The 24,765-nt window shown below is 68.6% G+C and carries 17 protein-coding genes and 1 pseudogene; 13 read left to right on the forward strand and 5 right to left on the reverse strand.

The window, feature by feature from the left end; translation table 11 throughout:
• Positions 1-38 precede the first annotated feature (38 nt).
• The 5 genes and pseudogenes from mtrB to secA form a co-directional block, all read left to right on the forward strand.
• Positions 39-1,808, forward strand: coding sequence for an MtrAB system histidine kinase MtrB (gene mtrB, locus LTH96_RS01800; RefSeq protein ID WP_241463945.1), 1,770 nt, complete (start codon positions 39-41; stop codon positions 1,806-1,808).
• Positions 1,805-3,529: an LpqB family beta-propeller domain-containing protein gene (locus LTH96_RS01805; RefSeq protein ID WP_241463946.1), complete on the forward strand. Its 1,725-nt coding sequence runs from the start codon at positions 1,805-1,807 to the stop codon at positions 3,527-3,529. The genes mtrB and LTH96_RS01805 overlap by 4 nt, the downstream gene beginning before the upstream one ends.
• A gap of 129 nt (positions 3,530-3,658) precedes the next feature.
• Positions 3,659-4,567 (forward strand): ComF family protein, encoded by a 909-nt coding sequence (locus LTH96_RS01810; RefSeq protein ID WP_241463947.1) that lies wholly within the window; start codon positions 3,659-3,661, stop codon positions 4,565-4,567.
• A 127-nt stretch (positions 4,568-4,694) separates the two neighbouring features.
• Complete coding sequence (gene hpf, locus LTH96_RS01815; RefSeq protein WP_241463949.1) at positions 4,695-5,384, forward strand: ribosome hibernation-promoting factor, HPF/YfiA family; 690 nt, start codon at positions 4,695-4,697, stop codon at positions 5,382-5,384.
• A 253-nt stretch (positions 5,385-5,637) separates the two neighbouring features.
• Positions 5,638-8,223: pseudogene (gene secA, locus LTH96_RS01820) on the forward strand (preprotein translocase subunit SecA); the annotation flags it as partial.
• A gap of 94 nt (positions 8,224-8,317) precedes the next feature.
• Here secA and LTH96_RS01825 read toward each other — a convergent pair.
• Together LTH96_RS01825 and LTH96_RS01830 are read right to left on the reverse strand one after the other, a co-directional pair.
• Positions 8,318-8,944, reverse strand: coding sequence for an Rv3235 family protein (locus tag LTH96_RS01825; RefSeq protein ID WP_241463950.1), 627 nt, complete (start codon positions 8,942-8,944; stop codon positions 8,318-8,320).
• Between the two features lie 166 nt (positions 8,945-9,110).
• A complete protein-coding gene (locus LTH96_RS01830) occupies positions 9,111-9,962 on the reverse strand; it encodes a LysM peptidoglycan-binding domain-containing protein (protein ID WP_241463952.1) in 852 nt (283 codons plus the stop codon).
• Between the two features lie 145 nt (positions 9,963-10,107).
• On the opposite strand from LTH96_RS01830, the gene LTH96_RS01835 reads away from it, so the two are divergent.
• Complete coding sequence (locus LTH96_RS01835) at positions 10,108-10,710, forward strand: hypothetical protein (RefSeq protein WP_241463954.1); 603 nt, start codon at positions 10,108-10,110, stop codon at positions 10,708-10,710.
• Here the strand turns inward: LTH96_RS01835 and LTH96_RS01840 are convergent.
• Positions 10,696-10,953, reverse strand: coding sequence for a helix-turn-helix domain-containing protein (locus tag LTH96_RS01840; RefSeq protein ID WP_241464432.1), 258 nt, complete (start codon positions 10,951-10,953; stop codon positions 10,696-10,698). The two genes, LTH96_RS01835 and LTH96_RS01840, sit on opposite strands and share 15 nt — an antisense overlap.
• Before the next feature lie 203 nt (positions 10,954-11,156).
• On the opposite strand from LTH96_RS01840, the gene LTH96_RS01845 reads away from it, so the two are divergent.
• The 4 genes from LTH96_RS01845 (at position 11,157) to LTH96_RS01860 (ending at position 19,937) form a co-directional block, all read left to right on the forward strand.
• On the forward strand, positions 11,157-11,924 hold the full coding sequence (locus LTH96_RS01845; RefSeq protein ID WP_241463956.1) for a hypothetical protein: 768 nt from the start codon (positions 11,157-11,159) through the stop codon (positions 11,922-11,924).
• Positions 11,925-13,307 (forward strand): AAA family ATPase, encoded by a 1,383-nt coding sequence (locus LTH96_RS01850; RefSeq protein WP_241463958.1) that lies wholly within the window; start codon positions 11,925-11,927, stop codon positions 13,305-13,307. It begins immediately after the preceding gene.
• 87 nt (positions 13,308-13,394) lie between these two features.
• Entirely contained in the window at positions 13,395-18,227 is a 4,833-nt protein-coding gene (locus tag LTH96_RS01855) for an NAD-glutamate dehydrogenase (RefSeq protein ID WP_241463959.1), read from the forward strand.
• Between the two features lie 51 nt (positions 18,228-18,278).
• Entirely contained in the window at positions 18,279-19,937 is a 1,659-nt protein-coding gene (locus LTH96_RS01860; protein ID WP_241463961.1) for a sensor histidine kinase, read from the forward strand.
• Between the two features lie 3 nt (positions 19,938-19,940).
• Here the strand turns inward: LTH96_RS01860 and LTH96_RS01865 are convergent, their stop codons facing one another.
• A complete protein-coding gene (locus LTH96_RS01865) occupies positions 19,941-20,189 on the reverse strand; it encodes a WhiB family transcriptional regulator (RefSeq protein WP_036474112.1) in 249 nt (82 codons plus the stop codon).
• 420 nt (positions 20,190-20,609) lie between these two features.
• Here LTH96_RS01865 and LTH96_RS01870 point away from each other — a divergent pair, with 420 nt between their 5' ends.
• Positions 20,610-21,062, forward strand: coding sequence for a hypothetical protein (locus LTH96_RS01870; RefSeq protein WP_241463963.1), 453 nt, complete (start codon positions 20,610-20,612; stop codon positions 21,060-21,062).
• On the opposite strand, the gene LTH96_RS01875 is transcribed toward LTH96_RS01870, so the two are convergent.
• Entirely contained in the window at positions 21,037-22,356 is a 1,320-nt protein-coding gene (locus tag LTH96_RS01875) for a phosphotransferase (RefSeq protein WP_241463965.1), read from the reverse strand. The genes LTH96_RS01870 and LTH96_RS01875 overlap by 26 nt on opposite strands.
• An 84-nt stretch (positions 22,357-22,440) precedes the next feature.
• Between LTH96_RS01875 and LTH96_RS01880 the strand changes: the two genes are divergently transcribed.
• Complete coding sequence (locus LTH96_RS01880) at positions 22,441-24,087, forward strand: cell wall metabolism sensor histidine kinase WalK (RefSeq protein ID WP_241463966.1); 1,647 nt, start codon at positions 22,441-22,443, stop codon at positions 24,085-24,087.
• Positions 24,084-24,743: a response regulator transcription factor gene (locus LTH96_RS01885; protein WP_241463968.1), complete on the forward strand. Its 660-nt coding sequence runs from the start codon at positions 24,084-24,086 to the stop codon at positions 24,741-24,743. The genes LTH96_RS01880 and LTH96_RS01885 overlap by 4 nt, the downstream gene beginning before the upstream one ends.
• Positions 24,744-24,765 lie beyond the last annotated feature (22 nt).

Below are 24,765 nucleotides of genomic sequence, written 5' to 3' on the forward strand. Positions count from 1 at the left end.
CCTCACGGTCCTCGGCGACCTCGACCGGCAGCGTCCCGGTGGTCCGGGACCGTGTCCGGGACCCGCAGGAGGAGATCGACGCGGCCGCGAAGGCGGCCGAGGCCGCCGACGGCGAGCAGGTTGCCGTCGAGAAGCGGACCTTCGGCGGAACCGCCCGGAAGATCAGCGGACTGCCTCGGCTGTGGGCGCGCTCGCTGCTGATCCGCGCGGTCTTCTTCACCGGTCTGCTCACCATGATCAGCACCATGGCCGTGGCGGCCTTCCTGGTGCAGCAGGTCACCTCCGGACTCTTCCAGGAGCGCTTCGATCAGGCCGAGCTGGAGGCCGCCGATGGCCTGGACGCGATCCGGAGCAGCTTCGCGGCACTGAGCACCAGCAGCCGGACCGAGGCCCAGCAGGACATCCAGTCGATCCTCAACGACGTGGACGACTCCACCGCGCAGATCCAGCGCGAGGTCATCCTGCTGCCGCTGGAGGGCGGAGAGAATCTCTACGTCGACGGCATCACCTCCGGGGGCCTCCCACCGGGCCTGATCTCGGATGAGCTCAACGCTGCCGTCGCCGGGGGCACCGGCCAGTACTGGCAGGCGGTCCAGCTCAACGCCAACCGGACCAATGATTCGCCCGGAATCGCGTTCGGCACTCAGGTCGACGTGCAGGGCAACCCCTATGCGCTCTACTTCGTCTACGACTTCTCCCCGGTCCAGGAGAACGTCGCCTTCGTCTTCCGCACCATGCTCGTCGCCGGTGCCGCGATCCTGCTGATCAACATGGCCATCGCCGCCTGGGTCGCCCGCTCGGTGGTGCGTCCGGTCTCGCAGGCCGCCGAGGTCTCGGAACGGATCGCCGACGGTCAGCTGGACCAGCGCCTGGCCGTGCGCGGGGAGGACGAGATCGCCCGATTGGGCCTGTCCTTCAACCGGATGGCCTCGAACCTGCAGGAGCAGATCACGCAGCTGGCGAACCTCTCCAAGATGCAGCAGCGCTTCGTCTCCGACGTCTCCCACGAGCTGCGCACCCCGCTGACCACGGTACGCATGGCCGCCGAGGTGCTGCACGAGTCGCGCGATGACTTCGATCCGATCAACCGACGCTCCACCGAGCTGCTCCACCACCAGGTGGAACGGTTCCAGGCGCTGCTCTCGGACCTGCTGGAGATGTCTCGGTTCGACGCCGGCGCCGCCGAGCTGGCCACTGCTGAGGTCGACCTCCTGGCCCTCGTCCGGGAGGTGCTGATCAGCTCCAAGCCGCTGGCGGAGAGCTCGAACACCCCGCTGGGCCTGGTGGTCCAGGGAGAGAACTTCCTCGCTGAGGTCGACGCCCGACGGATCAGCCGGATCCTGCGCAACCTGATCAACAACGCGATCGAACACGCCGAGGCACGCCCGGTCGATGTGATCGTCTGCTCCAGCCCCACCGCGGTCGGCATCGCGGTGCGCGACCATGGGATCGGCATGAGCCCCTCCGAGGTCGCCCACGTCTTTGACCGCTTCTGGCGCGCCGACCCGGCCCGGGCGCGCACCACCGGAGGATCCGGGCTCGGCCTCTCGATCGCCACCGAGGACACCCGGCTGCACCAGGGTGCCCTGGACGCGTGGGGCCAGAAGGGTCAGGGCTCCTGCTTCCGGCTGGTGCTGCCGCGCCGACAGTCGGTGCCCTACCGCGCCTCGCCGATGGCGCTGCCTCCGGTCTACCGGGCCACCGACAGGTACCGCATCGAGAACATCCAGGATCTCTCCGAAGAAGAGCCGCAGCATGACCGGATCAACGAACAGGCGCTCTACCAGCCGAGGAAGGGTGAGTCATGATCCGCCGTCGACTGCTCGCGCTGATCACAGGGCTGCTCGCGCTGACGCTCTTGCTCAGCGCCTGCTCGCCGCTGCTGCCCACCGACGGGCCGGTGGGGACCTCCGCCCCGGAATCAGGCGAAGACCTCACCTACGCCCCGCAGGCGCAGCCGCCGCAGACCGGCGCGACCGCAGAACAGATCGTCGCGGGATTCATCCGCGCCGGAGCCGGCGCCCAGGACGACTACGCCATCGCACGGCAGTTCATGTCTCCGGCGGCGGCCAGGGACTGGCGACCTGATGCGCGGACCGTCGTCTACTCCTCCGAACCACCGGTGCTGGCCTCCGGAGAGGACACCTGGAGCGCCCCGTTCCAGGTGGACTCCGTGGTGGACGGGGCCGGGATCCTGACCCGGCTGCCCGAGGACTCCACCGAAGTCATGGACTTCACCGTGGAGGAGGTCGAGGGGGAGTGGCGGATCACCGAAGCCCCCGACGGCACCATGCTCATCGACGGCTCGTTCCAGCAGGCCTTCCAGGCCCACACCCTGTACTACTTCGACCCACAGCTGCGCTACGCGGTGCCGGATCAGCGCTGGTTCCTCAATCGGCCGGGCATCTCCTCAGAGATCGTCAGCGCGCTGCTCGCCGGACCGGCGCCCTACCTGGAACCCGCCGTGATCTCAGCCTTCGGCGACGACGTCACGCTGGAGCGCGCCTCGGTGCCGGTCGATGACAGCACCGCCGCGGTGGACCTCTCCCCGGGCGGCGTCGAGGACGCCGATCCCGCCGAACGGGTCCTGATGCAGCAGCAGCTGGACCTTGCGCTGACCTCGCTCACCCGGATCAACGATGTCGAGATCACCGTGGCCCAGCGCGAGCTGGAGATCCCGGTGCAGGCGGACCTGCCCGAGGAGGACCGGCTGCGCATCGAGGTCTCCCCAGAGGTGGACTCCACCCAGGTGGGCATCGAGAACGACACGCTGCGCCGACAGAACGACCAGGTCACGCTCTCCATCGGAAGCCTGCCGGACATCGCTGACCTGGACCCGCAGGCACCGGCGGTCCCGGGATCCTCCTCCGAGGAGGTCTTCGCGTTCCTCAACGGCGAGGGCGATCAGCTCTACCACCTGCGCCCCGAGCGGGCCGAGGACCCGGTGCTCGAGGCCCCCAACCTCACCCGCCCATCGATGGACAACTACGGCTGGACCTGGACCGCGTCCGCGGAGGGCGACGACGCCACGGTCCACGCCCTGGCCTATGACGAGTCCCTGGAGCCCTCCAGCGCGGAGGTCAGCGCCGACTGGCTGGAGAACCGCACGATCACCTCGCTGCGCATCGCTCAGGACGGGGCCAGGGCCGCGGTGATCCTCGACGACGACGGCGAACGGGACCTCTACGTGGCCGGTGTGATCCGCGATTCCACCGGCATCCCGCGAGGACTCGGGCAGCCGATGCGGCTGGAGACCTCGGTGGAGCTCGAAGAGGTCCGCTGGCAGGGACCCGACGCGCTCTATGTCTGGGCAGGCTCCGACGAGGAGACCATGACCCCGGAGCGGGTCACGCTGACCGGCGCGAACCGGGCGGACAGCCCGCTGCTGGGGCTGTTGAACATCTCCGTGGGGGAGGGCCAGCAGAAGGTCTTCGCCGAGACCGTGGATGTGCCCTTCCAGAATCTCTCCGGCGACACCTGGGTGGCGCTGGAGGAGATCGAGGTCCGGGATCTGGCGTTCCCGGGCTGAGGCCCCGGGTCTCTGATCTGCTGGGTCGCCGATTCTCCCCAGCGCCGGGCACCGCTGCCGCGGTGAGCCGGTTCTCCCCAGTTGGGCCGACGCGGACTCCGCGGGCCGCTGCGCCGAGATGATCGGAGGATGGATCCCACGCGTCAGCGCCCAGGGCAGCTCGGTCGCACCGTGGATCGGGTCTGGTTCGGTCCGACCGGAGCTTCGGTCAGGGCCGCGCTGAGCTCGGCGGCAGGGATCGTCACCCCAGTGTGGTGCATCGGCTGCGCGGAGCAGGACCTGGTGCTCTGCGCGCTCTGTGCCGAGGATCTCCGCCTGATGACGCGCGCGCCGTTCGCGGCCGAGGAGCAGGCGATGGCCCTGCCGCTGCTGATGGACGCGGCTGCGATCACCGTGCTGCCGGTCAGCGCCGCCGGTCGCTACGAGGGTCTGGTGGCCCGAGCGGTGCTCGCGTTCAAGGACCACGGGGCCATCGGCCTGGGTGCCGCGCTGGGACCGGGGCTCGCACGCGCTCTGCGCCTGGCGGCGGCGCGTGTGCCGCCGGAGTCCGCGGCCTGGGTGCCCGGGTCACGGCCCTGGCTGCTGGTGAGCCCGCCGTCGTCGTTGCGCTCCCAGCTGACCCGCGGGTTTGATCCGGTGCAGGTGCTCCTCGACCGTGCCCTCGCGGTCTCCGCGCGGGAGCTGCGCCAGGCCGGGCTGCGACCGCATCGGGTTCCGGGGCTGCTGCGCCAATCGCGGGCGGCGGCGCTGCGGTCGCTGAGCCCCCGGCAGGGCCGGCAGAAGACCCGCGGGGCGCGCGCCCGCCGCCGTCGCTCGGTGGGAAGCCTCGAGCTGACCCCGCGAGGTCGACGCCTGCTCCCCGGGGCGGATGTCCTGCTTGTCGACGACGTGCTCACCAGCGGATCCACGCTGGCGGAGCTGCACCGGGTGCTCACCTCCGCCGGCGCCCGGATCCACGGTGCGGCAGTCTTGGCGGCAACCCCTGGACCTGGGGCTGAAGTGGAATCTCCGCTGGTGAGAGCTTCGCCCGAGGCGTAAATGGTGACGTGGGTCGCCCCGGGGAACTAGTCTGAGGTATGGGTACTTCTCACAGTCCCATCGCAGCGGCGAGGGGAAGAACGTTCTCGTCTCCGCTGTGTCTGATATCGGATACGAGGAGGACAGAATGACTCTGCAGGTCAACTTCACTGGCCGAAATATCGCGATCCCCTCCGCCTTCAAGGAGCACGTCGAAGGGAAGCTCGAGAAGATCGAGCAGCTCACCGACAAGGGGCATCGCCTGGAGATCAAGGTCTCCAGCGAAAACTCCCACCGCCGAGCCGACACCAGCATGACCGTCGAGCTGACCGTCATCGGCCGTGGCAAGGTCATTCGTTCCGAAGCGCAGGCAGGGGATAAGTTCGCCGCCTTCGAGATCGCACTGAACAAGCTCACCGAGCGGCTGCGACGCACCCTGGACAAGAAGAAGTCTCGCGCCCACGCCTCCCACAACGGGGCCCCCGACGTCGCCGCCGCGATGGCGAGCGTTCCGCCGGCAGCCACCGACCGTCCGCTCTACGAACAGGTCCTCGATGCGGAGGCGGCTGATGATGTGCCGCCCACCGAGGATGAGGCCGAGTCCAGCATCAAGATCCGGCGCAAGGTCTTCCCGGCCAAGCCGGTCAGCGTTGACGCAGCCGTGGATGCGATGGAACTGGTCGGGCATGACTTCTACCTCTTCGTGGACGCCGCGACGGGTCAGCCTTCCGCGGTATACCGCCGCCGGGGCTGGACCTATGGCGTGATCTCGCTGGATCCGAACGGCGGCGATCAGCGTGAACCGGTGGTCGAGGAACTGGCCTACCAGGCCTCCTGACCCGCACCACCAGCACCACCCACCCATCACCCCTCCGTGAGGGGCTCCTTCTGCGTTGAGGGGCGGATTCTCCGAGTGTTCCTGGCCCAGACGGGCTGAGATGCTCGTCGGAATCCGCCCCTCAACCGTGTGGGGGAGGGGCCTGGGGCCATGGGTTCGGGTGCTGCTGGGGGGAGCGCGTAGAATGACAGATGGTGATTCATGCCTATCGTGAGTCTCCGCCGAACCAGTAGACACCGATGGAGAACTGGCTGTGCCCACTCTGCTTGAACGAATCCTCAAGACCGGGGACAAGAAGATCCTCAGGACTCTGCGCTCCTACGCGGATGCGGTGAACCTCCTGGAGGACGAGTTCAAGGAGCTCAGCGACGCCGAGCTGCGCGCCGAGACCGAACGCTTCCGGGAGCGCCTGCGCGACGGCGAGTCACTGAACTCGCTGCTCCCCGAGGCCTTCGCCACTGTCCGCGAGGCGGCCGACCGCACGCTGGGTCAGCGCCACTACGACGTGCAGCTGATGGGCGGAGCGGCGCTGCATCTGGGTGAGATCGCCGAGATGGGCACCGGTGAGGGCAAGACCCTGGTCGCCACCGCCCCGGCGTACCTCAACGCGCTCACCGGCAAGGGCGTCCACGTGGTCACCGTCAATGACTACCTGGCCAAGTACCAGGCGGACCTGATGGGACGCGTCTACCGCTTCCTCGGGCTCAACGTCGGCACCATCACCAATGACCTGAAGCCGGCCGCGCGCCGCGAGGCCTACGCCGCAGACATCACCTACGGCACGAACAACGAGTTCGGCTTCGACTTCCTGCGCGACAACATGGCGCAGTCCCTGGATGACCTGGTCCAGCGTGAGCACCACTACGCCATCATCGATGAGATCGACTCGATCCTCATCGATGAGGCGCGCACCCCGCTGATCATCTCCGGAGCCGCCTCCGGCGACGTCTCGCGCTGGTACAGCGACTTCGCCACGCTGGTGAAGAAGCTGCACATCGACGAGGACTACGAGGTCGATGAGAAGAAGCGCACTGTCGGCGTCCTGGAGTCCGGCATCGACAAGGTCGAGGACTACCTCGGGATCGAGAACCTCTATGAGACCCAGAACACCACGCTGATCCAGTACCTCAACAACGCCATCCGGGCCAAGGAGCTCTACCGCCAGGACACCGATTATGTGGTCTCCCAGGGCGAGGTGCACATCGTCGATGAGCACACCGGACGCATCCTCAAGGGCCGGCGCTACAACGAGGGCCTGCACCAGGCCATCGAGGCCAAGGAGCAGGTCCGGATCAAACCGGAGAACCAGACCCGGGCCACCGTGACGCTGCAGAACTACTTCCGCAGCTACGACAAGATCTCGGGCATGACCGGCACCGCCGAGACCGAGGCCGGCGAGTTCATGTCGACCTATAAGCTCGGCGTCGTCCCGATCCCCTCGAACCGTGAGCGCCAGCGCACCGACCACAACGACCTCGTCTACAAGAACGAGGTGGTGAAGTTCGACGCGGTGATCAAAGACATCGTCGAACGCCACGAGAAGGGCCAGCCGATCCTGGTGGGCAGCGAGTCCGTGGAGAAGTCCGAGTACCTCTCCAAGAAGCTGGCCCAGGCCGGCATCCGCCATGAGGTCCTCAACGCGAAGAACCACGAGCACGAGGCCACCATCGTCGCCCAGGCGGGCCGCAAGGGTTCGGTCACCGTGGCCACGAACATGGCCGGTCGAGGCACCGACATCATGCTCGGCGGCAACGCCGAGTTCAACGCCGTCCGCGAGATGGAGAAGCTCGGCCTGGATCCGGTGAAGGACGCCGAGGCCTACGAGGCGAAATGGGACGAGGTCTTCGACCGCGCCAAGGCCGAGACCAAGGCCGACGGCGACAAGGTCCGCGAACTGGGCGGGCTCTACGTGCTGGGCACCGAGCGGCACCAGTCCCGACGCATCGACAACCAGCTGCGCGGACGCTCCGGACGTCAGGGTGACCCCGGCGAATCCCGGTTCTACATCTCCCTGACCGATGACCTGATGCGGCTCTTCAACCAGGCCGCCGCCGCGCGCATCATGAACTCCAAGGCCATGGACGATGAGATCCCGGTGGAGCACAAATTCGTGTCCTCCGCGATCGCCAACGCCCAGCAGCAGCGCGAGGGTCAGAACACCGAGACCCGCAAGAACGTGCTCAAGTACGACGACGTCATGAACCGTCAGCGCCAGGCCATCTACTCCGACCGCCGCCGCATCCTCGAGGGCGACGACGTCCACGAGAAGGTCCAGCACTTCATCGAAGACGCGGTGAGCCTGATGATCGAGGAGAAGACCACCTCCTCCTCCTCGGAGGATTGGGACCTGGAGGCTCTCTGGGAAGAGCTGAAGTCGCTCTACCCGGTGTCGCTGAGCATCGAGGACCTGGTCGAAGAGGCCGGGGGCATCGATCAGCTCAACGTCAAGATGCTCAAGCGTGAGCTCATCTCCGACGCCAAGGTCGCCTACGAGAACAAGGCTGAGGAGGTCGGGGAGGCAGCGATCCGGCAGCTCGAGCGTCGGGTGCTGCTCACCGTGATCGACGAGAAGTGGCAGGAGCATCTCTACGAGATGGACTACCTGAAGTCAGGCATCGGACTGCGCTCGATGGCCCAGCGTGATCCGCTGGTCGAATATCAGCGTGAAGGCTTCCTGCTCTTCCAGACCATGGCCGACAGCGTCCGCGAGGACTCGGTGCGGCTGCTCTTCAGCGCGGAAGTCACCGCGAAGGCTCCCGAGACCGCCGCACCGAACCTTCCCGGGGTCAAGGACGGGCGGATGTTCGCCGCCGGCAAGCGGCTGCGCGTGCCCGGTCTGCAGGACACCACCGCGACCCAGGGCTGAGCCCCGCGCGGATCCCTTGAGCTGAATCCTGGACTGAGGTCGTCCCCGGCTGCGGTCGGAGACCACCTCAGCCCAGTTCCATGGCGACCACGCGCCATCGACGCCGGTGGGCCTCCAGCCGCAGGGCGCAGGCTCGGATGCGCTTGCCGTCGGCGAACACCACTGCGACCTCCCATGCGCCCCGGGTGATGCGTTCCGCACGCAGGTGCCCGAAGGTCAACGGCTGGGGTCGCGGGATCGTCTCCGCGGAGCCGGCCGCGCCTCGGTCTCCCCGGCCTGCCGCTTCACGGCGCGAGGACCGGCGGGTCTCCGCGAGCAGCGCGGCGCGTTCGACCACCTTCTGCTGCACCTCGAGATCGAGCCACCGCTGCAGCTGGCTGGCCGGGCGCAGGCCCAGAAGCACCTCAGTGGTGACCTGGCAGACGATGCGGGAGATGGCGCAGATCTGCCGGCGCTCCTCCCGATAGGTGGCAAGCGCGGTGGGCGACTCACCCGGGGGTCGAGGATTCCCCGCAGGCTCCCGCTCCCCGCGGAGTCGCCGCATGAGCGCCGGGACCTCATCTTCTCGAATGAGCCGATAGCCCGCCGTCGCGACCGGTCCCGGGTCGTGCCGCGGAGATCCCGGGGCCGGGATGACGGTGGTGCGCCCGCGAAGCTGCGGATCCGCGTCGAGGAAGGCGCGCAGCGCCTCCATGGGATCCTCCCGCGCAGGGCCCCGGGGGCCTGGCTGAGATGAGGGCTCTTGACCGGCTGGGCTCACTGACATGATCTCTCCCGTATGGGTCGTCGGTTCTTGGGTCGCTGGTGCGTCGGTCGCTGGTCCTCGGATCGTCTGATCTGCGGTGCGGCTGGTCCGGGGGCTACGAGTCCGGCACGTCCAGGATCGTTCCCGGAAGGATGATGCCCGGGTCGGTGCCGATGCGGTCCCGGTTCACCGCATACCATTCGGGCCAGCTCGCGGCGATCTCCCAATCCGTGGCGTCAGGTCCCAGGTGCTCCGCGGCGATGTCCCACAGCGAATCCCCCAGCCGGACCACGACCTGCTCGGGCTCCGACTCCTGGCGCTGCGACCGGCCCTGAAGTCGATCGTGGATCGGCGCCTCGGGGACGAACAGTCCTGAGTCGGGTGCCTCCGGGTGTGATGGAGCGCCTCGGTCAGGTTCGGGGCTGGGACCATCGTGTGGTGCGGTGGTGTCGAACAGGGCGGAGTCTGGATCCCCGCCCGCCGCGTCACCCGCCGCCCCGTCGTCCAGCACAGAGACGGCCTCGGTCGTCGTCGCCCGGGGCCAGGAATCCGCCGCCACGGTGGTCAGAGCCAGCCCGGCGCCCAGGGCCAGCGCCGCGCTGCGCCGCAGGAATCCAGGGCTGAACTGCGCGAGGACCCGTTCCATCCGCCAGGCGCCGCACCGGCGGGCGATCTGCTGGGTGAGCACGGCCAGCACTGCGATGCTCGCGCCGAGGCTGATGAGCAGTCCCGATGCCGCAGCGAGCAGTCCCAACAGGGCCTCCGCCACCTCGATGCCGTGGAGACCTCGGAGCTGGGCGGACTGCATCCAGAGATCGGGCTGATGTCTGAGGATCGCGGCGCCGCACCACCACAGGACCGGGCCGCTGGCGATGAACGCCGCGCTCAGCAGCAGATCCTGAAGTCTGCCATCGGGGGCTGCCCTCACCGAGGATGGTGAGGCGAGATCTCGGCTGCGAATGCTCATGGTGCCCATCCTGGTCAGTGATGAGTGCTATTTAGTACTGTTTGATATTTTTTGAGTGTACACAATCTCATCGGCTCTGCAATAGAGGTGACGGCGGATCGTGTACTCTCAGGGCCAGACAGCAGGTCGTGGAGATGGGACCGATATGCGCTGGGATGCACTGTTCGAGGATCTCGAGACCCAGTTGGAGGCCGCGCAGACCGCCGAGCTCACTGCCGCGGCCGCGGAGGCCTCCAGGCTGGAAGCCTCTCGGCTCGAGTTCGCCGAACGCTTGCGGGCGCACCGCGAGCGGGAGCTGGGTCTGCAGATCGCGGGCGGTCAGCGCCTCGTGGTGCGCGTCGGCGCAGTCGGTGCGGACTGGCTGGCCGGCGCTGTGCTCCCGCACAGCGTCCTGGTGCCGCTGACCAGCATCCTGGCCGTCGATGGCATGGCCCGCGCGGCTGCTCGCAGCGAGCCCAGCGCCTCGCGAAGGCGACTGAGCATCACGGCGCCGCTGCGGCGACTGGCTCGAGACCGCGAACTGGTCAGCGTCTTCGGGACGCAGGGACTGCTGGCCTCAGGCCTCATCGCCGCGGCAGGCCGGGATTTCGTGGAGATCGCTCCGACGCGGCGGGATGATCTGCTGCCCCGGGGCAGTCAGGGCGGGGGAGCGCGATCAGCGCGCGTCATCCCGCTTCACGCGGTGGCCTGGTTCCGCAGCGAGAGCGCCGACGTCGAGCAGCTCTCGCCCCGTTCAGGACTGAGCTGAGCCCGACCGGTCCTCGATCGCTGAAGCGCCCGGAGTCTCGGGGGCTTCAGCCGATCGGGCCGCGCGCTGGGCCGCGTACTGGCGCTCGATGTACTCATCGAGCTTCGCCTCCTCGACCCGCCACTGACCGCGACCTCCGATCTGGATTCCCTCCAGGTCGCCGGTCTTGATCAGGGCCCGAGTCTGCGACATCGAGATGTTCAGCGCCTCAGCCACATCGGGGAGGGTCAAGAACCGTCGCATCATGAGCCTCCGTGATTCCGCATGTCGTTTGATGTCGTTTCACGTCATTCTCCCATGCAGTGGCGGCGGAATCCGAGTTCTCCCACGCGGCAGCGGCACAAACCTTCTGCACAGGTTCTGCTTCACCCGTTGTCTTCTGAGGAGCCTGTATCTACGCTGAGCCTGTGCGCCCGCGCTGGCGGGCCGTCAGCCAGGGAGACACCATGCCTGAGCCCCATTCGCCGCCGAGCGCAGACTCCCGGACGCGTCCGCAGACGCCCGGGGCGCCCAGATCCGTGCCCGCCGGGCAGCGCCTGCGCCGGCCCAGCTGGAGAGATCCCCGGCTCCTCGCAGGCGTGCTCATCGTGGCCCTCTCGGTCTCCGGAGTGATCGCGCTGATGACCACGCAGAATCACACCACCGAGGTCTACGCCGCCGACCGGCTGCTCACCGTGGGTGACCGGCTGGCCACCGAGGATCTGCGCGTGGTCCAGGTGCAGATCGACGAGCTTTCCGAGGCATACCTGACGGTCAGCGGGGGCCTGCCGGACGGTGCCGAGTTCATCGCCATGGTAGATGAGGGCGAGCTGATCCCGCGTCGCGCGCTTGCCGAGGAAGACCCCCAGGGACGGCAGGCGATGACGATCGCGGTGGAGCACACGCTCGCCCGCGGCGTGGAGCCGGGACGCCTCGTCGACGTCTGGGCCGCCGACGCCGGAGCGCTCGGGGCCCACCAGGAGGTCCGGGTGGAGCAGATCGCCGCCGCGGCCCAGGTCTCGGTGATCACCGAGTCCAGCAGCACCTTCGGCGCCCAGGAGCGCGTCATCGTGGAGCTGCTGGTGGAGCCGGATGAGCTGCCCGCGCTGCTGGGCGCCACCAGTTCGGCCTCCACCCTGTCCGTGGTCCCGGCCGGAGCCGAGGCAGATGCCGAGCAAGATCAGGAGCAGGAGCAAGAGACAGGTCCTGAGCCAGAGCCAGAGGACGAGGCCTAGATGAGTCGGTGGGCCGTGGTGACCATGGGTCGGCTGAGCGTGGACCACATCGCCGCCGTCGAAGGCCTCCACGGTCCCGTCACGATCGAGCGACGCTGCGTGGACCTTCCAGAGCTGATCGCCGTCTGCCGGGCCGGTCGGGCCGATGCCGCGCTGGTCATCGGGGAGACCCACCAGCTCACCGCCACGGTGCTCGGTGAGCTCCAGGCCGGCGGCACGCACGTCGTGGTCGTCTCACACGTCGCGGAGGAACGGAGCCGGCTGCAGCGGCTCGGGGTGCCCACCTTCACCGACGAGGTCGGCCCGGCGGCGTTGGCGCAGGCCCTGCAGGGTCGAGAGCTCAGCGACGGAACCGTCACAGAGTTCGCCGCCGCCGGTCTGGGTCCGACCAGCGGCTGCCCCTCCGCCGTTGCCGATGCGAGCCCCAGCACGCTCCAGACCGCCGACGGTGCTGGAGTCCATCCCGGCGGCGTGGAGACAGACGACCCGACAGACCACGACGACGGCGGGCCGCCCTCCACGCTGGGCCATGCGGCACCCGGAATCACCGTGGTCTGGGGCGCCCCGGGCAGCCCCGGTCGCAGCACCGTGGCGGTCAACCTCGCGGCCGAGCTCGCGATCCAGGGCGCCTCGGTGCTGCTGATCGACGCCGACACCATCGCCGCCTCGCTGGTGGCGCAGCTGGGACTGATGGAGGAGACCGCCGGACTGGCCAGGGTCTGCCGGGCCGCTGACCTGGGCAGGCTCGATTCTGCCGCGCTCGACGCGGCGACGATCTCCGTGCAGATCAGCGGCGCACGGCTCAGCCTGCTCTCCGGACTGCCGCGGGCCCAGCGCTGGCCGGAGCTGCGCGAACGCAGCCTCACCGCGGTGCTGGAACTGGTGCGCAACCACTACGGGCATGTGATCATCGACGTCGCCGCCCCGGTCGAGGAGGACGAGGAGCTCAGCTTCGACACCACCGCCCCGCAGCGCAACGCCGCGACCCTGACCTGCCTGGGACTCGCGGACAGGATCCTCGCCGTCGGGGCCGCTGACCCGGTGGGCTTCCCGCGACTGGTCAAGGCGGTGGAGGCTCTGGAACTCGCCGTCGAGTCCTCGACGCTGGCCGAGCCCGAGGTGGTGATCAACAAGGTGCGCAGCGAGGTGATCGGACGCTCACCACGGGATCAGCTCAGCCAGACCTGGATCCGGCTCGGCCCCGCCGCCCAGATCCACGCGTTCCTGCCCTGGGACGCGGCGGGCTGTGATGCCTCCCTGCTGGCCGGGCAGGTCCTCGCCGAGGCCGCCCCGAATTCAGCGCTGCGGCGCAGCATCGCCCGCCTCGCCGGCGTCGATCTCTCGGTGCGCCGTCGAGGCCTGTTCCGGCGGGGCAGACGGTAGGCTGAGCGGCACAGGCAACGCGCGGTCTCCGGCTCCGGAGCGGGGGACCACGCGTACTCCAAATCTGCAGAAAGAGTGAGAGTACACATGCCCGCCGAGACAATTCTTTGGACCAGCAATGACGCCGATCTTGAGACATTGACCGATGCGTATTACGCCCACATCGCCAGTGAGGATCGCCACCAGGTCAGCGCCGACCGCCAGCATCAGCGGGTGCGCGAACACCTGCACCTCGCCGAGACCCGGACCGGCTCCTCCCCGGTCGTCCAGGTGGCCCGCGTCGGGGACAAGAGCCTCGTCCAGGTCGTCACCGATGACATGCCCTATCTGGTGGACTCGGTCACCGCAGAGGTCACCCGCCACGGCCACGGCATCTCGTTGGTGGTCCACCCGATCCTGCTGAGCAGCCGCAGCACCGACACCGGCCAGCTGGTCTCGGTGAAGTCCCTGCCGTCCGAGCACCGCGGGGTCTCCTCAGGCGACACCCAGACCCTGCCCAACCTCACCGCGGTGTTCGATGAGCAGCACCTGGTCAAGATCGAATCCTGGATCACCATCGAGCTCGATCGGGTGATCTCTGCCGAGGACGCGGAGACCCTGGTCGCCGGACTCCAGAAGATCCTGATCGACGTCAAAGCCAGCCACCGGGATCAGAACCGGATGGTCGCCCAGGCTCAGGCCGCCGGTCGTTCGCTGCGCGAGGCCAGCGACCTCCCAGAGTCCCAGGAGTCGGCCGATCTGCTCGAGTGGATGGGCGCCGGGAACTTCCTCTTCCTGGGCTATCGAGAATACGAGCTCGCCGACTATCCCGACGGGTCGGTGCACCTGGATCCGGTCACCGGGACCGGCCTCGGGATCCTCGCCGACAAGAACGGCAAGCCGATCACCCGGCGCTCCACCGAACTCTCCGCCGCCGGTCGGCAGCGCGCCGGGCAGCGCCGCGCCCTGGTCATCACCAAGGCCAACTCGCGCTCCACCGTGCGCCGTCGCACCTACATGGACTACGTGGCCGTCAAGACCTTCCACGCGGACGGCACCGTCAAGGGCGAGCGCCGGTTCATCGGGCTGTTCAGCGAGCGCGCCTACAGCGAATCGATCGTGAACATCCCGCTGCTGCGCTCCCGCGCCGAACAGCTGCTGCGCCGCTCCGGCTTCGCCCCGGACTCGCATTCCGGCAACGACCTGATGCAGATCCTGGAGACCTATCCGCGCAATGAGCTGCTGCAGATGGAGATCGAAGAGATCGAGGAGGCCGCCTGGCAGATCATGCAGCTTCAGGAGCGTCGCCGGGTCAAGCTCTTCCTGCGCCGGGACCACTACGGCCGATTCATGACGGCTCTGGTCTACCTCCCCAGGGACCGGTACAACACGGCGGTGCGCCTCCGCATCGAACAGGAGCTGCTGGCGCATGTCGACGCGGAGTCCATCGACTTCAACGTCCGGCTCACCGATTCGGTGCTGGCCCGGGTCTTCTTCCGGCTTCGCCTGGCCGACGACGCCGCTGAGCCCACCGGCACCCAGCAGGAGCTGGAGCAGCGGCTGGCTCGGGCGGTGCGCTCCTGGTCTGAGGGGATCGCCGCCGAGGCTCGGAGCCGATACTCCTCCTCCCATGCCGAGGCCGTCGCCGCACGGTGGGGCGAGGCGTTCCCGGACGACTACCGGGTGCTCTACGAGGTCGAGGATGCGCTCGCCGACGCCGCCCAGTTCGAGGCCCTGGAGTCAGCCGCCGCCGAAGGTCAGGCTGTGCCGCGGATGAGCTTCTACCACTCTGGGGAGAGCGGTGTGGCAGACATGCGGCTGAAGCTCTACCTCACCGAGCCCAAGACGCTGACGGACACCCTGCCGGTGATCGATGACTTCGGGCTCGAGGTGCTCGACGAGCGCTCCTATACGCTCGACTGTCCCGACGGTGCCACCTTCCACCTCTACGACCTGGGGCTGTTCTATCCCGAGTCGGTCGACGTGGACGCGACGATCGGGTTGCTGCAGGAGGCCTATCAGCAGGTGCTGATGGGTCGGGCAGAGTCGGACATCTTCTCCCAGCTGGTGCTGCGGCTTGGCCTGAGCATCCGCAGCGTCACCGTGCTGCGCGCCTATGCCAAGTACTACCGCCAGCTCGGCAGCACCAACTCCTACAGCTTCGTGGCCGACTCGCTGCTGCAGAACCCCGAGATGGCCACCGCACTGGTGGACTACTTCAAGGCCCGGTTCGATCCCGATCTCGAAGGCGACCGGGAGGCCCAGAGCGCGACGGCGCGCGAGCGGGTCGTCGAGGCGCTGGAGCAGGTCCGCACGCTGGACGCGGACCGGGTGCTCAGCGCCCTGTTGAACCTCATCGACTCCACCCAGCGCACCAACCTCTACCAGGGTCGCGACTGGCTCTCGCTGAAGCTGACCCCGGCGACCATCGACGCCGCACCGGCACCTCGCCCGGCCCACGAGATCTGGGTCTACTCGCCCCAGGTGGAAGGCGTGCACCTGCGCTTCGCCAAGGTCGCCCGCGGCGGTCTGCGCTGGTCCGACCGGCGGGAGGACTTCCGCACCGAGGTGCTGGGTCTGGTGAAGGCGCAGATGGCGAAGAACGCGGTGATCGTGCCCTCCGGGGCCAAGGGAGGCTTCTTTCCCAAGCAGCTCCCGGACCCCAGCGTCGACCGTTCGGCGTGGGCCGAGGCAGGCCAGGCGGCCTACAAGATCTTCATCCGCGCCCTGTTGGACATCACGGACAACCAGAGCGAAGTCGACGGGCAGATGGTCATCACCCACCCCGAGCGGGTCATCCGCCATGACGGGGACGACGCCTACCTCGTCGTCGCCGCCGACAAGGGCACGGCGACCTTCTCCGACACCGCAAACGCGATCAGCAAGGAGTACGGACACTGGCTCGGCGATGCCTTCGCCTCCGGCGGTTCGGTGGGCTATGACCACAAGGCCATGGGCATCACCGCCCGGGGCGCCTGGGAATCGGTGAAGTCGCACTTCTCCGAGCTCGGCCTGGACACCCAGCGCGAGGAGTTCACCGTCATGGGCATCGGCGATATGGGGGGTGACGTCTTCGGCAACGGGATGCTGCTCTCCGAGCACATCCGGCTCGTCGCGGCGTTCAACCACCTGCATATCTTCATCGACCCGGACCCCGACGCCGCGGACAGCTTCGCCGAGCGTAAGCGGCTCTTCGCGGCCCAGCGTTCCGGCTGGGGGGAGTACAACCTGGAGCTGATCTCCGCGGGCGGCGGGGTCTTCTCGCGGACCGCGAAGACCATCGAGGTCACCGAGCCGATGCGCCGCCGCTTCGACCTGCCCGAGGGGCAGACGCAGCTCACGCCCCCGGAGCTGATCAACGCGCTGCTGAAGGCGCCGGTGGACCTCGTCTACAACGGCGGGATCGGGACCTACGTGAAGGCCTCCACCGAGACCCACGATCAGGTCGGCGACCGCGCCAACAACGCCATCAGGGTCGACGGCGGGTCGCTGCGCGCACGAGTGGTCGGCGAGGGCGGCAACCTGGGGTTCACCCAGGCAGGCCGGATCGAGGCGGCCCAGAACGGGGTGCTGCTGAACACCGACGCCATCGACAACTCCGCCGGGGTGGACTGCTCTGACCATGAGGTCAACATCAAGATCCTGATCGACCAGCTGGTGGCGTCGGGTCACCTCGACGCGGACGAGCGCAGCGAGCTGCTCAGCTCGATGACCGAAGACGTGGCCGCCCATGTGCTGGAGACCAACCGGGACCAGAACGTGCTGCTGATGACCGACCGACACCGGGTGGGGGAGTGGTCGCCGAGCTTTCAGCGGCTGATCAGCTGGCTGGAGGACACCGTGGGCCTGGACCGGGAGCTCGAGGTGCTGCCCACCGATGAGGTCTTCGCCGAGCGCGCCGCGGCGGGACAGCGGATCCTGACCTCTCCGGAGCTCTCGGTGCTGGCCGCCTACGCGAAGATCCAGCTCAAGGCCGCTCTGGTGGAGAACTCGGTCCCCGATGACGACTGGTTCGGAGTCACCCTGGAGCAGTACTTCCCGGCCCCGCTGCGCGAGCGCTTCCCCGATCACCTCGTCCGCCACCCGCTGCACCGCGAGATCATCGCGAATGTGGTGGCCAATGATGTGATCGACGTCGGCGGAGCCGCGTTCGTCTTTCGTGCCATCGAGGAGACCTTCGCCGCCGAGGAGCAGGTGGTGCGCTCCTTCGTGGCGGTGCGTGAGCTGTTCGCGCTGGAGGACTTCGACGCAGCCATGCGAGAGCTGCCGGTCAGCTTCGACCGGGACGCCTGGGCCAACACCTACCGGGACATGCGCCGGCTGTTGGACCGCGCGGTGCGCTGGTTCATCAACCACGTCAGCCGCGGCACCTCGGTCCGCGAGGACGTGAAGACCTACTCCGAACACATCACCCCGCTCTACGGCGAGCTCACCAGCTACCTGCGCGGCGACGACCGTGAACGGGTCGAGCGGCTCCACGCCGAGGCGCTGGAGGCCGGGATGCCCGAGCAGCTGGCGACCTGGGTCTCCCAGCTCTTCGAGGCCTTCTCGCTGCTGGACATCGCGACCCTCGCCCGAGACCTCGAGCTGGACTCCCGCGAGGTCGCCGGGGTCTACTACGCGGTCTATGCCGACTTCAGCGCCGATTCGCTGCTGAACCGGATCACCAACCTGCCCCGGCAGGACAAGTGGCAGGCCCTGGCCCGCGGAGCTCAGCGCGACGAGCTCTACGGCGCGATGGCGGACATCGCCTCGTCGGTGCTGCGCGCCACCTCCGCCGAGGCCGAGCCGGAACAGCGGCTCGAGGAGTGGAAGCAGGACAACGGCGCCAAGCTGGCGCGGGCCGAGAAGCTTGTGGCCGAGGTGGACGCGCTGGCCGATGACAACATCGCCTCGCTGACCGTGCTGCTGCGGCACCTGCGGGGTCTGGTCGACTCGTGAGCCGTCGTCGTCTGGTCTCTCCCACCACCGCCTGCACCGAGGAGCCCTGATATGGCTGTCTTCCAGGATCCGCTCGTCGGACACCGTCACCTCTCCCAGGATGATGTGGAGTGGCTGCACGCGCTGGTGGGGGACTGGCAGCTGATCTCGGATCTGGCGTTCTCCGATGTGGTGCTGTGGTTCCCGCACACCGAGGAGGGGTTCCTCTCCGCTGCGGAGCGCTCCTTCATCGCGCTGGCCCAGGCGCGGCCCTCGACCACGCAGACCCTGATCCACCGCGATGTGGTCGGGGATCGGATCCGCGCGGACCTGAAGCCGATGGTGGAGCGGGCCTGGACCTCTCAGGTGGAGACGAACTCCTCGGATCAGGGCCAGCCATCACCGGCGCGGATGCGGGTCCAGGCCATCCCGCTGCTGCACCGCGGCCGCACGGTCGGGGTGATCACGCTGCACTTCGCCGTGGCCGCGATGCGCAGCCCCTCCCGGCTGGAGCTGACCTATCGGCGCTGCGCCGAGGATCTGCTGGTCATGGCGGCGGAGGGCCGCTGGCCCGATGCGAGCCAGGAGTTCACCGGCTACGGCGGCGCCCCGCGGGTGGGCGACGGGCTGCTGCGACTGGACGCCGAGGGCCGGATCACCTTCGCCTCGCCCAATGCGGTCTCGGCGCTGCTGCGCCTGGGCGTCTCCGACACCCTGGAGGGACGCTCGCTGGCCGGCATCGGGTCCGAGCTGCAGCGGGCCACCGGAGTGGTGGTCGATGAGTCCCAGCCGATGATGCTCACCGGCCGACGTGCGATGCGCGCCGAGCTGGAGGCCCACGGCGCCGCGGTGACGCTGCGCTCGATCCCGCTCTACCGGGCCTCCCGCCCGGCGCCCGGCTCCGGCGCGACGTCGGCCGCTTCGTCAGGCAACGGCGCCCGCGAGGTTCGTGGCGGCGAGCATTTTGCGGCGCTGGTGCTCTGCCGCGACGTGACCGAGCTGCGTCGCCGCGACAAGCAGCTGATGAGCAAGGACGCCACGATCAAGGAGATCCACCATCGGGTGAAGAACAACCTGCAGACCGTCTCGGCGCTGCTGCGGATGCAGTCGAGGCGGATGGACTCCCAGGAGGGCCGGGAGGGTCTGCGCCGGGCCATGAGGCGGGTGGAGACCATCGCGATGGTCCATGACTCGCTCTCGAAGGGCCTGGAAGAGACGGTGGACGTCGATGAGCTGATGCGCCGCCAGCTGCACCTGGCGGCCGAGATGGCCCAGTCAGACCGGCAGGTGATCACCGCGCTGGAAGGCAGCTTCGGGCAGCTGCCCCCCGATATGGTCACCCCGCTGGCGCTGGTGATCACCGAGATCGTCGCCAACGCGGTGGAGCATGGATTCGGCCCGGATCCGGCGCACCGGGAGCTGCACGTGAGCATGAGCGTGCAGCGCCATGCCGACGCCGCCGGGCGTCAGCGCCTGGAGCTGGAGCTCACCGACGACGGTGTGGGACTGCCGGAGCAGGAATGGGAACCTGGGCTGGGGCTGCAGATCGTGCGCACCCTGGTCCGCGGGGAGCTCTCCGGATCCATCGAATGGGAGACCGCAAGCGACGCGTCCGACGGCGGCACCGCCGTCGGCTCGGAACCTCAGGCGGGCACAGAAACGGCGAGGACCGGGACACGGGTGAAGCTCCGTGCGCCGATACTCGCCGCGTCGTTGAAGAGTGGTGGGTGAGACTCAGGAGGCGCGGCGGGCGCGTGCGGCCCGGCGCTTGAGCGCCCGGCGCTCGTCCTCGCTCATGCCGCCCCAGACTCCGGAGTCCTGACCGGTCTCCAGCGCCCACTGCAGGCAGGTGTCCATCACTGGACACCGGCGGCAGACGCTCTTGGCCTCTTCAATCTGCAGCAGGGCCGGTCCGGTGTTGCCGACGGGGAAGAAAAGCTCCGGGTCCTTGTCCAGGCAGGCTGCTCGGCTGCGCCAATCCATGGGATCACTACTCCTAGGGCGCCTCGAGGGCGCCGATGTTCGGGTCATTGGGTGTTCAGCGGCGATTCCTCGACCGAGCCTCATGGTGAGGTGCTCGAGCATGAGTCTCCAGGGAGTCACATCCGCTTCCAGGCGACAGAATGTTCCACGGTCCAGATGATCCGCAGTGCCTGGACTGCTGTACGGCTCCAGACCTCGGGTGAGGTGTTCTGCCATCCCGAATAAGTACGCAATCAACGTTGGCATGTTAACGGCTGGCAAACAAGACTTCGCACTACTGAAATGACCCCGAAACAGTGTGTACTTTGTCACAGGATTCCCAGGCTGCAGAGAAGCTCCACGTCAGAGGGTCCTCTTTAGGGTCCGGTGCGCGGGAGTGCGGCGGCCCTGCGCGCGGTCCGCGGGTGGTTCAATGGAGATATGGCCTCAGATGACTCCGTCCAGCCGGATTTCAACGCCCCGCGGCCGCCGCGGCGCTTCGTCCAGGCGCGGCCCCGACCGCTGGCTGTGTGGGTGATCTTCCTGATCCTCTTCGTCCAGGGCCTCACGGTGGCCTTCAACGCCATCGCCGGCGCCGTGGCCTCACCGCCGCAGGTGCTGGACACCGCCGGTCAGATCGCCCTGGTGGTGCTCTATGTGCTCTTCGGGCTGATCATGGTGGTGCTGGGCTTCAGGATCTTCCTCGGCGCCCAGGGTGCCCGCACTCCGGCTATGGTGCTCCAGCTGCTGATCGTGGTGCTCTCCTTCAGCTTCTTCTCCGGAGGCGCCAGCCTCATCGGCCTGGCCGTCCTGGCGCCGGCAGCTGTGGCGCTGGTGCTGCTCTTCATCCGTCCCACGCAGGTCTGGCTCAGCGAGGCTGACCCGCAGGACTGAGCGGCCGCAGCAGCGTCTCCGCGCAGTGCAGGTGATGCTCGCGCTGCTCAGGGCTGCGCGCCCCCGGCAGCAGGGAGAGCAGCACCGCCGCTGTGCGTGCGCCGAGATCCATGCGGTCTGTGTCGATCAGGCAGCGCGAGTGGAAGCGCTGCGCGAACTCCGGCACTGCGGCGTACCCCTCCGCGTCGATGCTCGGCAGCACCAGCAGGTGCCCCAGCATGGTGGCGAGGTCGTCGGCCCGGTAGCCCGGTCCCACGGTGTCCGCATCGATGAGACCCATCGGGTGCTGCGCCGCCTCATCCAGGAACAGGTTGGCCGGGTGGAAGTCCCCGTGCGTGGGCACGACCGGGCCAGGCGTCTCGCGCAGGGCTGAGCCGATGCGCTCGCGCAGCCGCTGCACCCGGTGCGGATCAGCCCCCGCCGCGGTGGCAGACTCCGCGAGACCGTCGAGCCGCTGCGCCGCGGGCACCCGGGGCGACATTCTCAGAGTCTCTGGTCGCAGCGTCTCCAGCGCCCTGATCAGCACCTGCGGGTCGGGCAGGACGATGTCGACCGGGGAGTCGGCCTGGGAGGTGGGGCGGTAGAGGTGATGGGTCAGAGCCAGCCCGGGCGCCTGGTCGATCACCAGGATGCCGTCCCCGGCGTCGGCGATGGCCGGGATCAGCACAGAGCAGCCGTGACGTTCGAGCAGTGCCTGCACCCGCGCGGGTCTGACCACCTTCAGGTAGACCACGCGCTGACCCCGGGCCGAGGAGACCAACGCCCGGTAGACGGCCCGGCGCAGGGGACGAAGCACCAGCATCTGCAGACCCTTGAGCCTGCATTGTTCTCCGAGAACCATGCTCAGCCGTGACTCCAGCTCGGCATCGCCCGGAAGCTCGCGGCTGCCCAGACCACCCCCGGGGGAGGCGGCGGGGTGCTCCACCACGAACAGCCCCGGCAGCTCCGGGTCCACCGGGTGCACCCACAGGTGCACGGTGCCCTGGAGGGAGTCGGCCCGGACTGCGCCCATGCTGCGGCGCTGCTGCGGGGTCAGCGCCACGGTGCTGGCCACCACGGTCAGCTCCCTGCGCTCGGCGGCCGCGGTCGGCCCGGTCGGGGCCTCGGCGCCGGGAGCGGCACACTGGACTCGGTACCGGGCCGAGATCTCGGCACCGGGCCGGGCGTAGATCTGCTCCAGCTCCCAGCTGCGCATCTCCATGCCGGAGGTGTCCAGGGACTGCCGCAGCAGCGTCTCGGCCTCGGGCCCGCGCAGCACGCCCAGCAGATCCCCGCGCACCTGATGCTCAGCCATGGCGCCATCCTCTCGCACACAGATGAAAGAACTCTCATCGATGAAGGGCCTCTTCAAGGCGATCTGAATGAGAAACTGAACACGATGAGCCACTCACGCCAGCCTGATGCTGACTCAGGTCCGGAGTCCGCCGAGGTCCCGGGCCCACGGCGCAGTGTGCCCCGCGGATGGCGATCGGGCCCGCTGAACGTGCGGGCGCGGATCCTCGCCGCGGTCGTCGGACTCGCGGCGCTGGCGCTGGCAGTCTCGGGCTACACCGCGTTCGCGATCCAGCAGGCGCAGGTTGAAGGGCGCATCGACGCCGAGCTGGCGGCCGACGCCGAACAGTTCCGGGTCCTGCATGAGGTCGGCGTGGACCCCGGCACCGGTGAGCCGTTCAGCTCCCCGGCGGAGCTGGTGCGCACCGCGATGGAGCGGATCATCCCGACCCGCAATGAAGGGATCGTGGGACTGGTGGATGGGGAGGTGGCCTTCACCTCGCCGGTCACCCCGGTGCGGCTGGAGGAGGACGAGCAGCTGCTGCGCGCCCTGGAGTCCCATGCGCTCAGCGAACGGGCCACCGTGGTCACCATCGAGACTGCGACCACCAGTTACCGCACGGCGATCGTCCCGGTACAGGGGAACGTCGCAGCAGACGCCCCGGACCCCGACGCACCAGATCCCGCCGCTGACGAGTCGACCGAGACCGCGGAGGAGCCGCAGGTGGGCGCGTTGGTCATGGCCTATGACATCACCGCAGAGAAGAGGGTCTTCGCCGAGGGCTTTCTCATCTATGCCGCCGTGGCGCTGCTCTCCCTGGGCGTGGTGGCCATCGTGGGCGGCGCGATCGCCGGACGACTGCTGCACCCGGTGGGAGTGCTGGCCTCCGCCGCCCGGCATATCGGCCGCGAAGACCTCTCCGAACGGATCCCGGTCACCGGCAGGGACGACCTGACCGAGATGACCAAATCTGTCAATGAGATGCTCGACCGGCTCGAGGAGTCGTTCCAGGCCCAGGACCAGCTCATCCACGACGTCAGCCATGAGCTGCGCACCCCGCTGACCATCGTGCGTGGACACCTGGAGGTCCTCGACGCCGGTGACCGGCAGGACGTGACCTCCACCCGCGAGCTGACCCTGGACGAGCTGACCCGGATGAACCGTGTGATCGATGACCTCACCACGCTCGCCCAGGCCGGTCGCCCGGGCTTCGTGCAGCGCGCGCCCACCGATATCGGGACGCTGACCGACGAGGTCTATGACAAGGCGCTCGCCCTGGGCCGGCACCGCTGGATCGTGGAGTCACGCGTCGAGGGCGCCGCCTGGGTGGACCGCGAGCGGCTGACCCAGGCCTGGCTGCAGCTGGCGGCCAACGCGGTGAAGTTCTCCGCTCCCGGCTCGGTGATCGCGCTGGGGTCGGAGCTCACCGCCACAGAGATCCGGATCTTCGTCCGCGATCAGGGACCGGGAATCGCTGCGGAGGACCAGGAGCGGATCTTCCACCGTTTCGGGCGCACCGACACCTCCAGACCTGGATCTGGCCTTGGGCTTCCGATCGTGGCCGCGATCGCGCAGGCGCACGGTGGGCGCGTGGACCTCCAGTCCGCGCCCGGCGTCGGCGCACGCTTCACCGTGGTCATCCCGCGCGACAGCGGCGCCGCTGACATCCGGGAGCCGAGCCAGGACGCCGAACAGACCCCCGACGACGACGCCACCGCGCCGCTGCCGATCGATACAAGGAGCCATGGATGACCCAGATTCTGCTCATCGAGGATGAGGACCGGATCGCGTCCTTCGTCGAGAAGGGACTGCGCGCGGCCGGCTACGCCGTGCTGCGCGGCGCCTCGGCGTCGGAGGGGTTCGAATACGCGCTGAACAACTCGGTGGACCTCGCGGTCCTCGATCTCGGGCTGCCCGATGAGGATGGGCTGCGCCTGCTGGGACGACTGCGCGGTCAGGGCTTCGGAGCGCCGGTGATCATCCTGACAGCCCGCAGCACCCCGGCCGACACCGTGGCCGGACTCGAGTCAGGGGCCGATGACTACATGCCGAAGCCGTTCAGCATCGATGAGCTCCTCGCGAGGATCCGGCTGCGGCTGCGCGGAGGCTCGGCGGAGGAGCCGACCAAGCTGACCGTAGGCGCGCTGGTGCTGGATCTGCATGGGCGGCGGATCGCCGTGGCGCAGAAGCAGCATGACCTCTCATCCCGGGAGTTCGCCCTGGCCGAGACCTTCATGCGCCACCCCGGACAGGTGCTCTCCCGCGAGCAGCTGCTTGAACGGGTCTGGGGCTACAGCTTCGATCCGGGATCGAACCTGGTGGACGTCTACGTCAGATACCTGCGTGCGAAGATCGGTGCCGGGGCGATCCAGACCGTGCGCGGAGTCGGCTATCGGCTCGACGTCTGACGCGGCCGGCCGCACTGAGGCG

The organism is Nesterenkonia sp. LB17 (assembly GCF_022565915.1).
Lineage (GTDB): Bacteria > Actinomycetota > Actinomycetes > Actinomycetales > Micrococcaceae > Nesterenkonia.

Bases quoted from the DNA above. Each gene is read 5' to 3' on its own strand.
- LTH96_RS01885 (WP_241463968.1), top strand. From the start codon at position 24,084: ATGACCCAGATTCTGCTCATCGAGGATGAGGACCGGATCGCGTCCTTC.
- LTH96_RS01835 (WP_241463954.1), top strand. From the start codon at position 10,108: ATGCGCTGGGATGCACTGTTCGAGGATCTCGAGACCCAGTTGGAGGCC.
- LTH96_RS01875 (WP_241463965.1), bottom strand. From the start codon at position 22,356: ATGGCTGAGCATCAGGTGCGCGGGGATCTGCTGGGCGTGCTGCGCGGG.
- LTH96_RS01825 (WP_241463950.1), bottom strand. From the start codon at position 8,944: ATGGAGGCGCTGCGCGCCTTCCTCGACGCGGATCCGCAGCTTCGCGGG.
- LTH96_RS01870 (WP_241463963.1), top strand. From the start codon at position 20,610: ATGGCCTCAGATGACTCCGTCCAGCCGGATTTCAACGCCCCGCGGCCG.
- LTH96_RS01865 (WP_036474112.1), bottom strand. From the start codon at position 20,189: ATGGATTGGCGCAGCCGAGCAGCCTGCCTGGACAAGGACCCGGAGCTT.
- LTH96_RS01805 (WP_241463946.1), top strand. From the start codon at position 1,805: ATGATCCGCCGTCGACTGCTCGCGCTGATCACAGGGCTGCTCGCGCTG.
- hpf (WP_241463949.1), top strand. From the start codon at position 4,695: ATGACTCTGCAGGTCAACTTCACTGGCCGAAATATCGCGATCCCCTCC.
- LTH96_RS01830 (WP_241463952.1), bottom strand. From the start codon at position 9,962: ATGAGCATTCGCAGCCGAGATCTCGCCTCACCATCCTCGGTGAGGGCA.
- LTH96_RS01810 (WP_241463947.1), top strand. From the start codon at position 3,659: ATGGATCCCACGCGTCAGCGCCCAGGGCAGCTCGGTCGCACCGTGGAT.
- LTH96_RS01840 (WP_241464432.1), bottom strand. From the start codon at position 10,953: ATGCGACGGTTCTTGACCCTCCCCGATGTGGCTGAGGCGCTGAACATC.
- LTH96_RS01860 (WP_241463961.1), top strand. From the start codon at position 18,279: ATGGCTGTCTTCCAGGATCCGCTCGTCGGACACCGTCACCTCTCCCAG.
- LTH96_RS01855 (WP_241463959.1), top strand. From the start codon at position 13,395: ATGCCCGCCGAGACAATTCTTTGGACCAGCAATGACGCCGATCTTGAG.
- LTH96_RS01845 (WP_241463956.1), top strand. From the start codon at position 11,157: ATGCCTGAGCCCCATTCGCCGCCGAGCGCAGACTCCCGGACGCGTCCG.
- LTH96_RS01880 (WP_241463966.1), top strand. From the start codon at position 22,441: ATGAGCCACTCACGCCAGCCTGATGCTGACTCAGGTCCGGAGTCCGCC.
- LTH96_RS01850 (WP_241463958.1), top strand. From the start codon at position 11,925: ATGAGTCGGTGGGCCGTGGTGACCATGGGTCGGCTGAGCGTGGACCAC.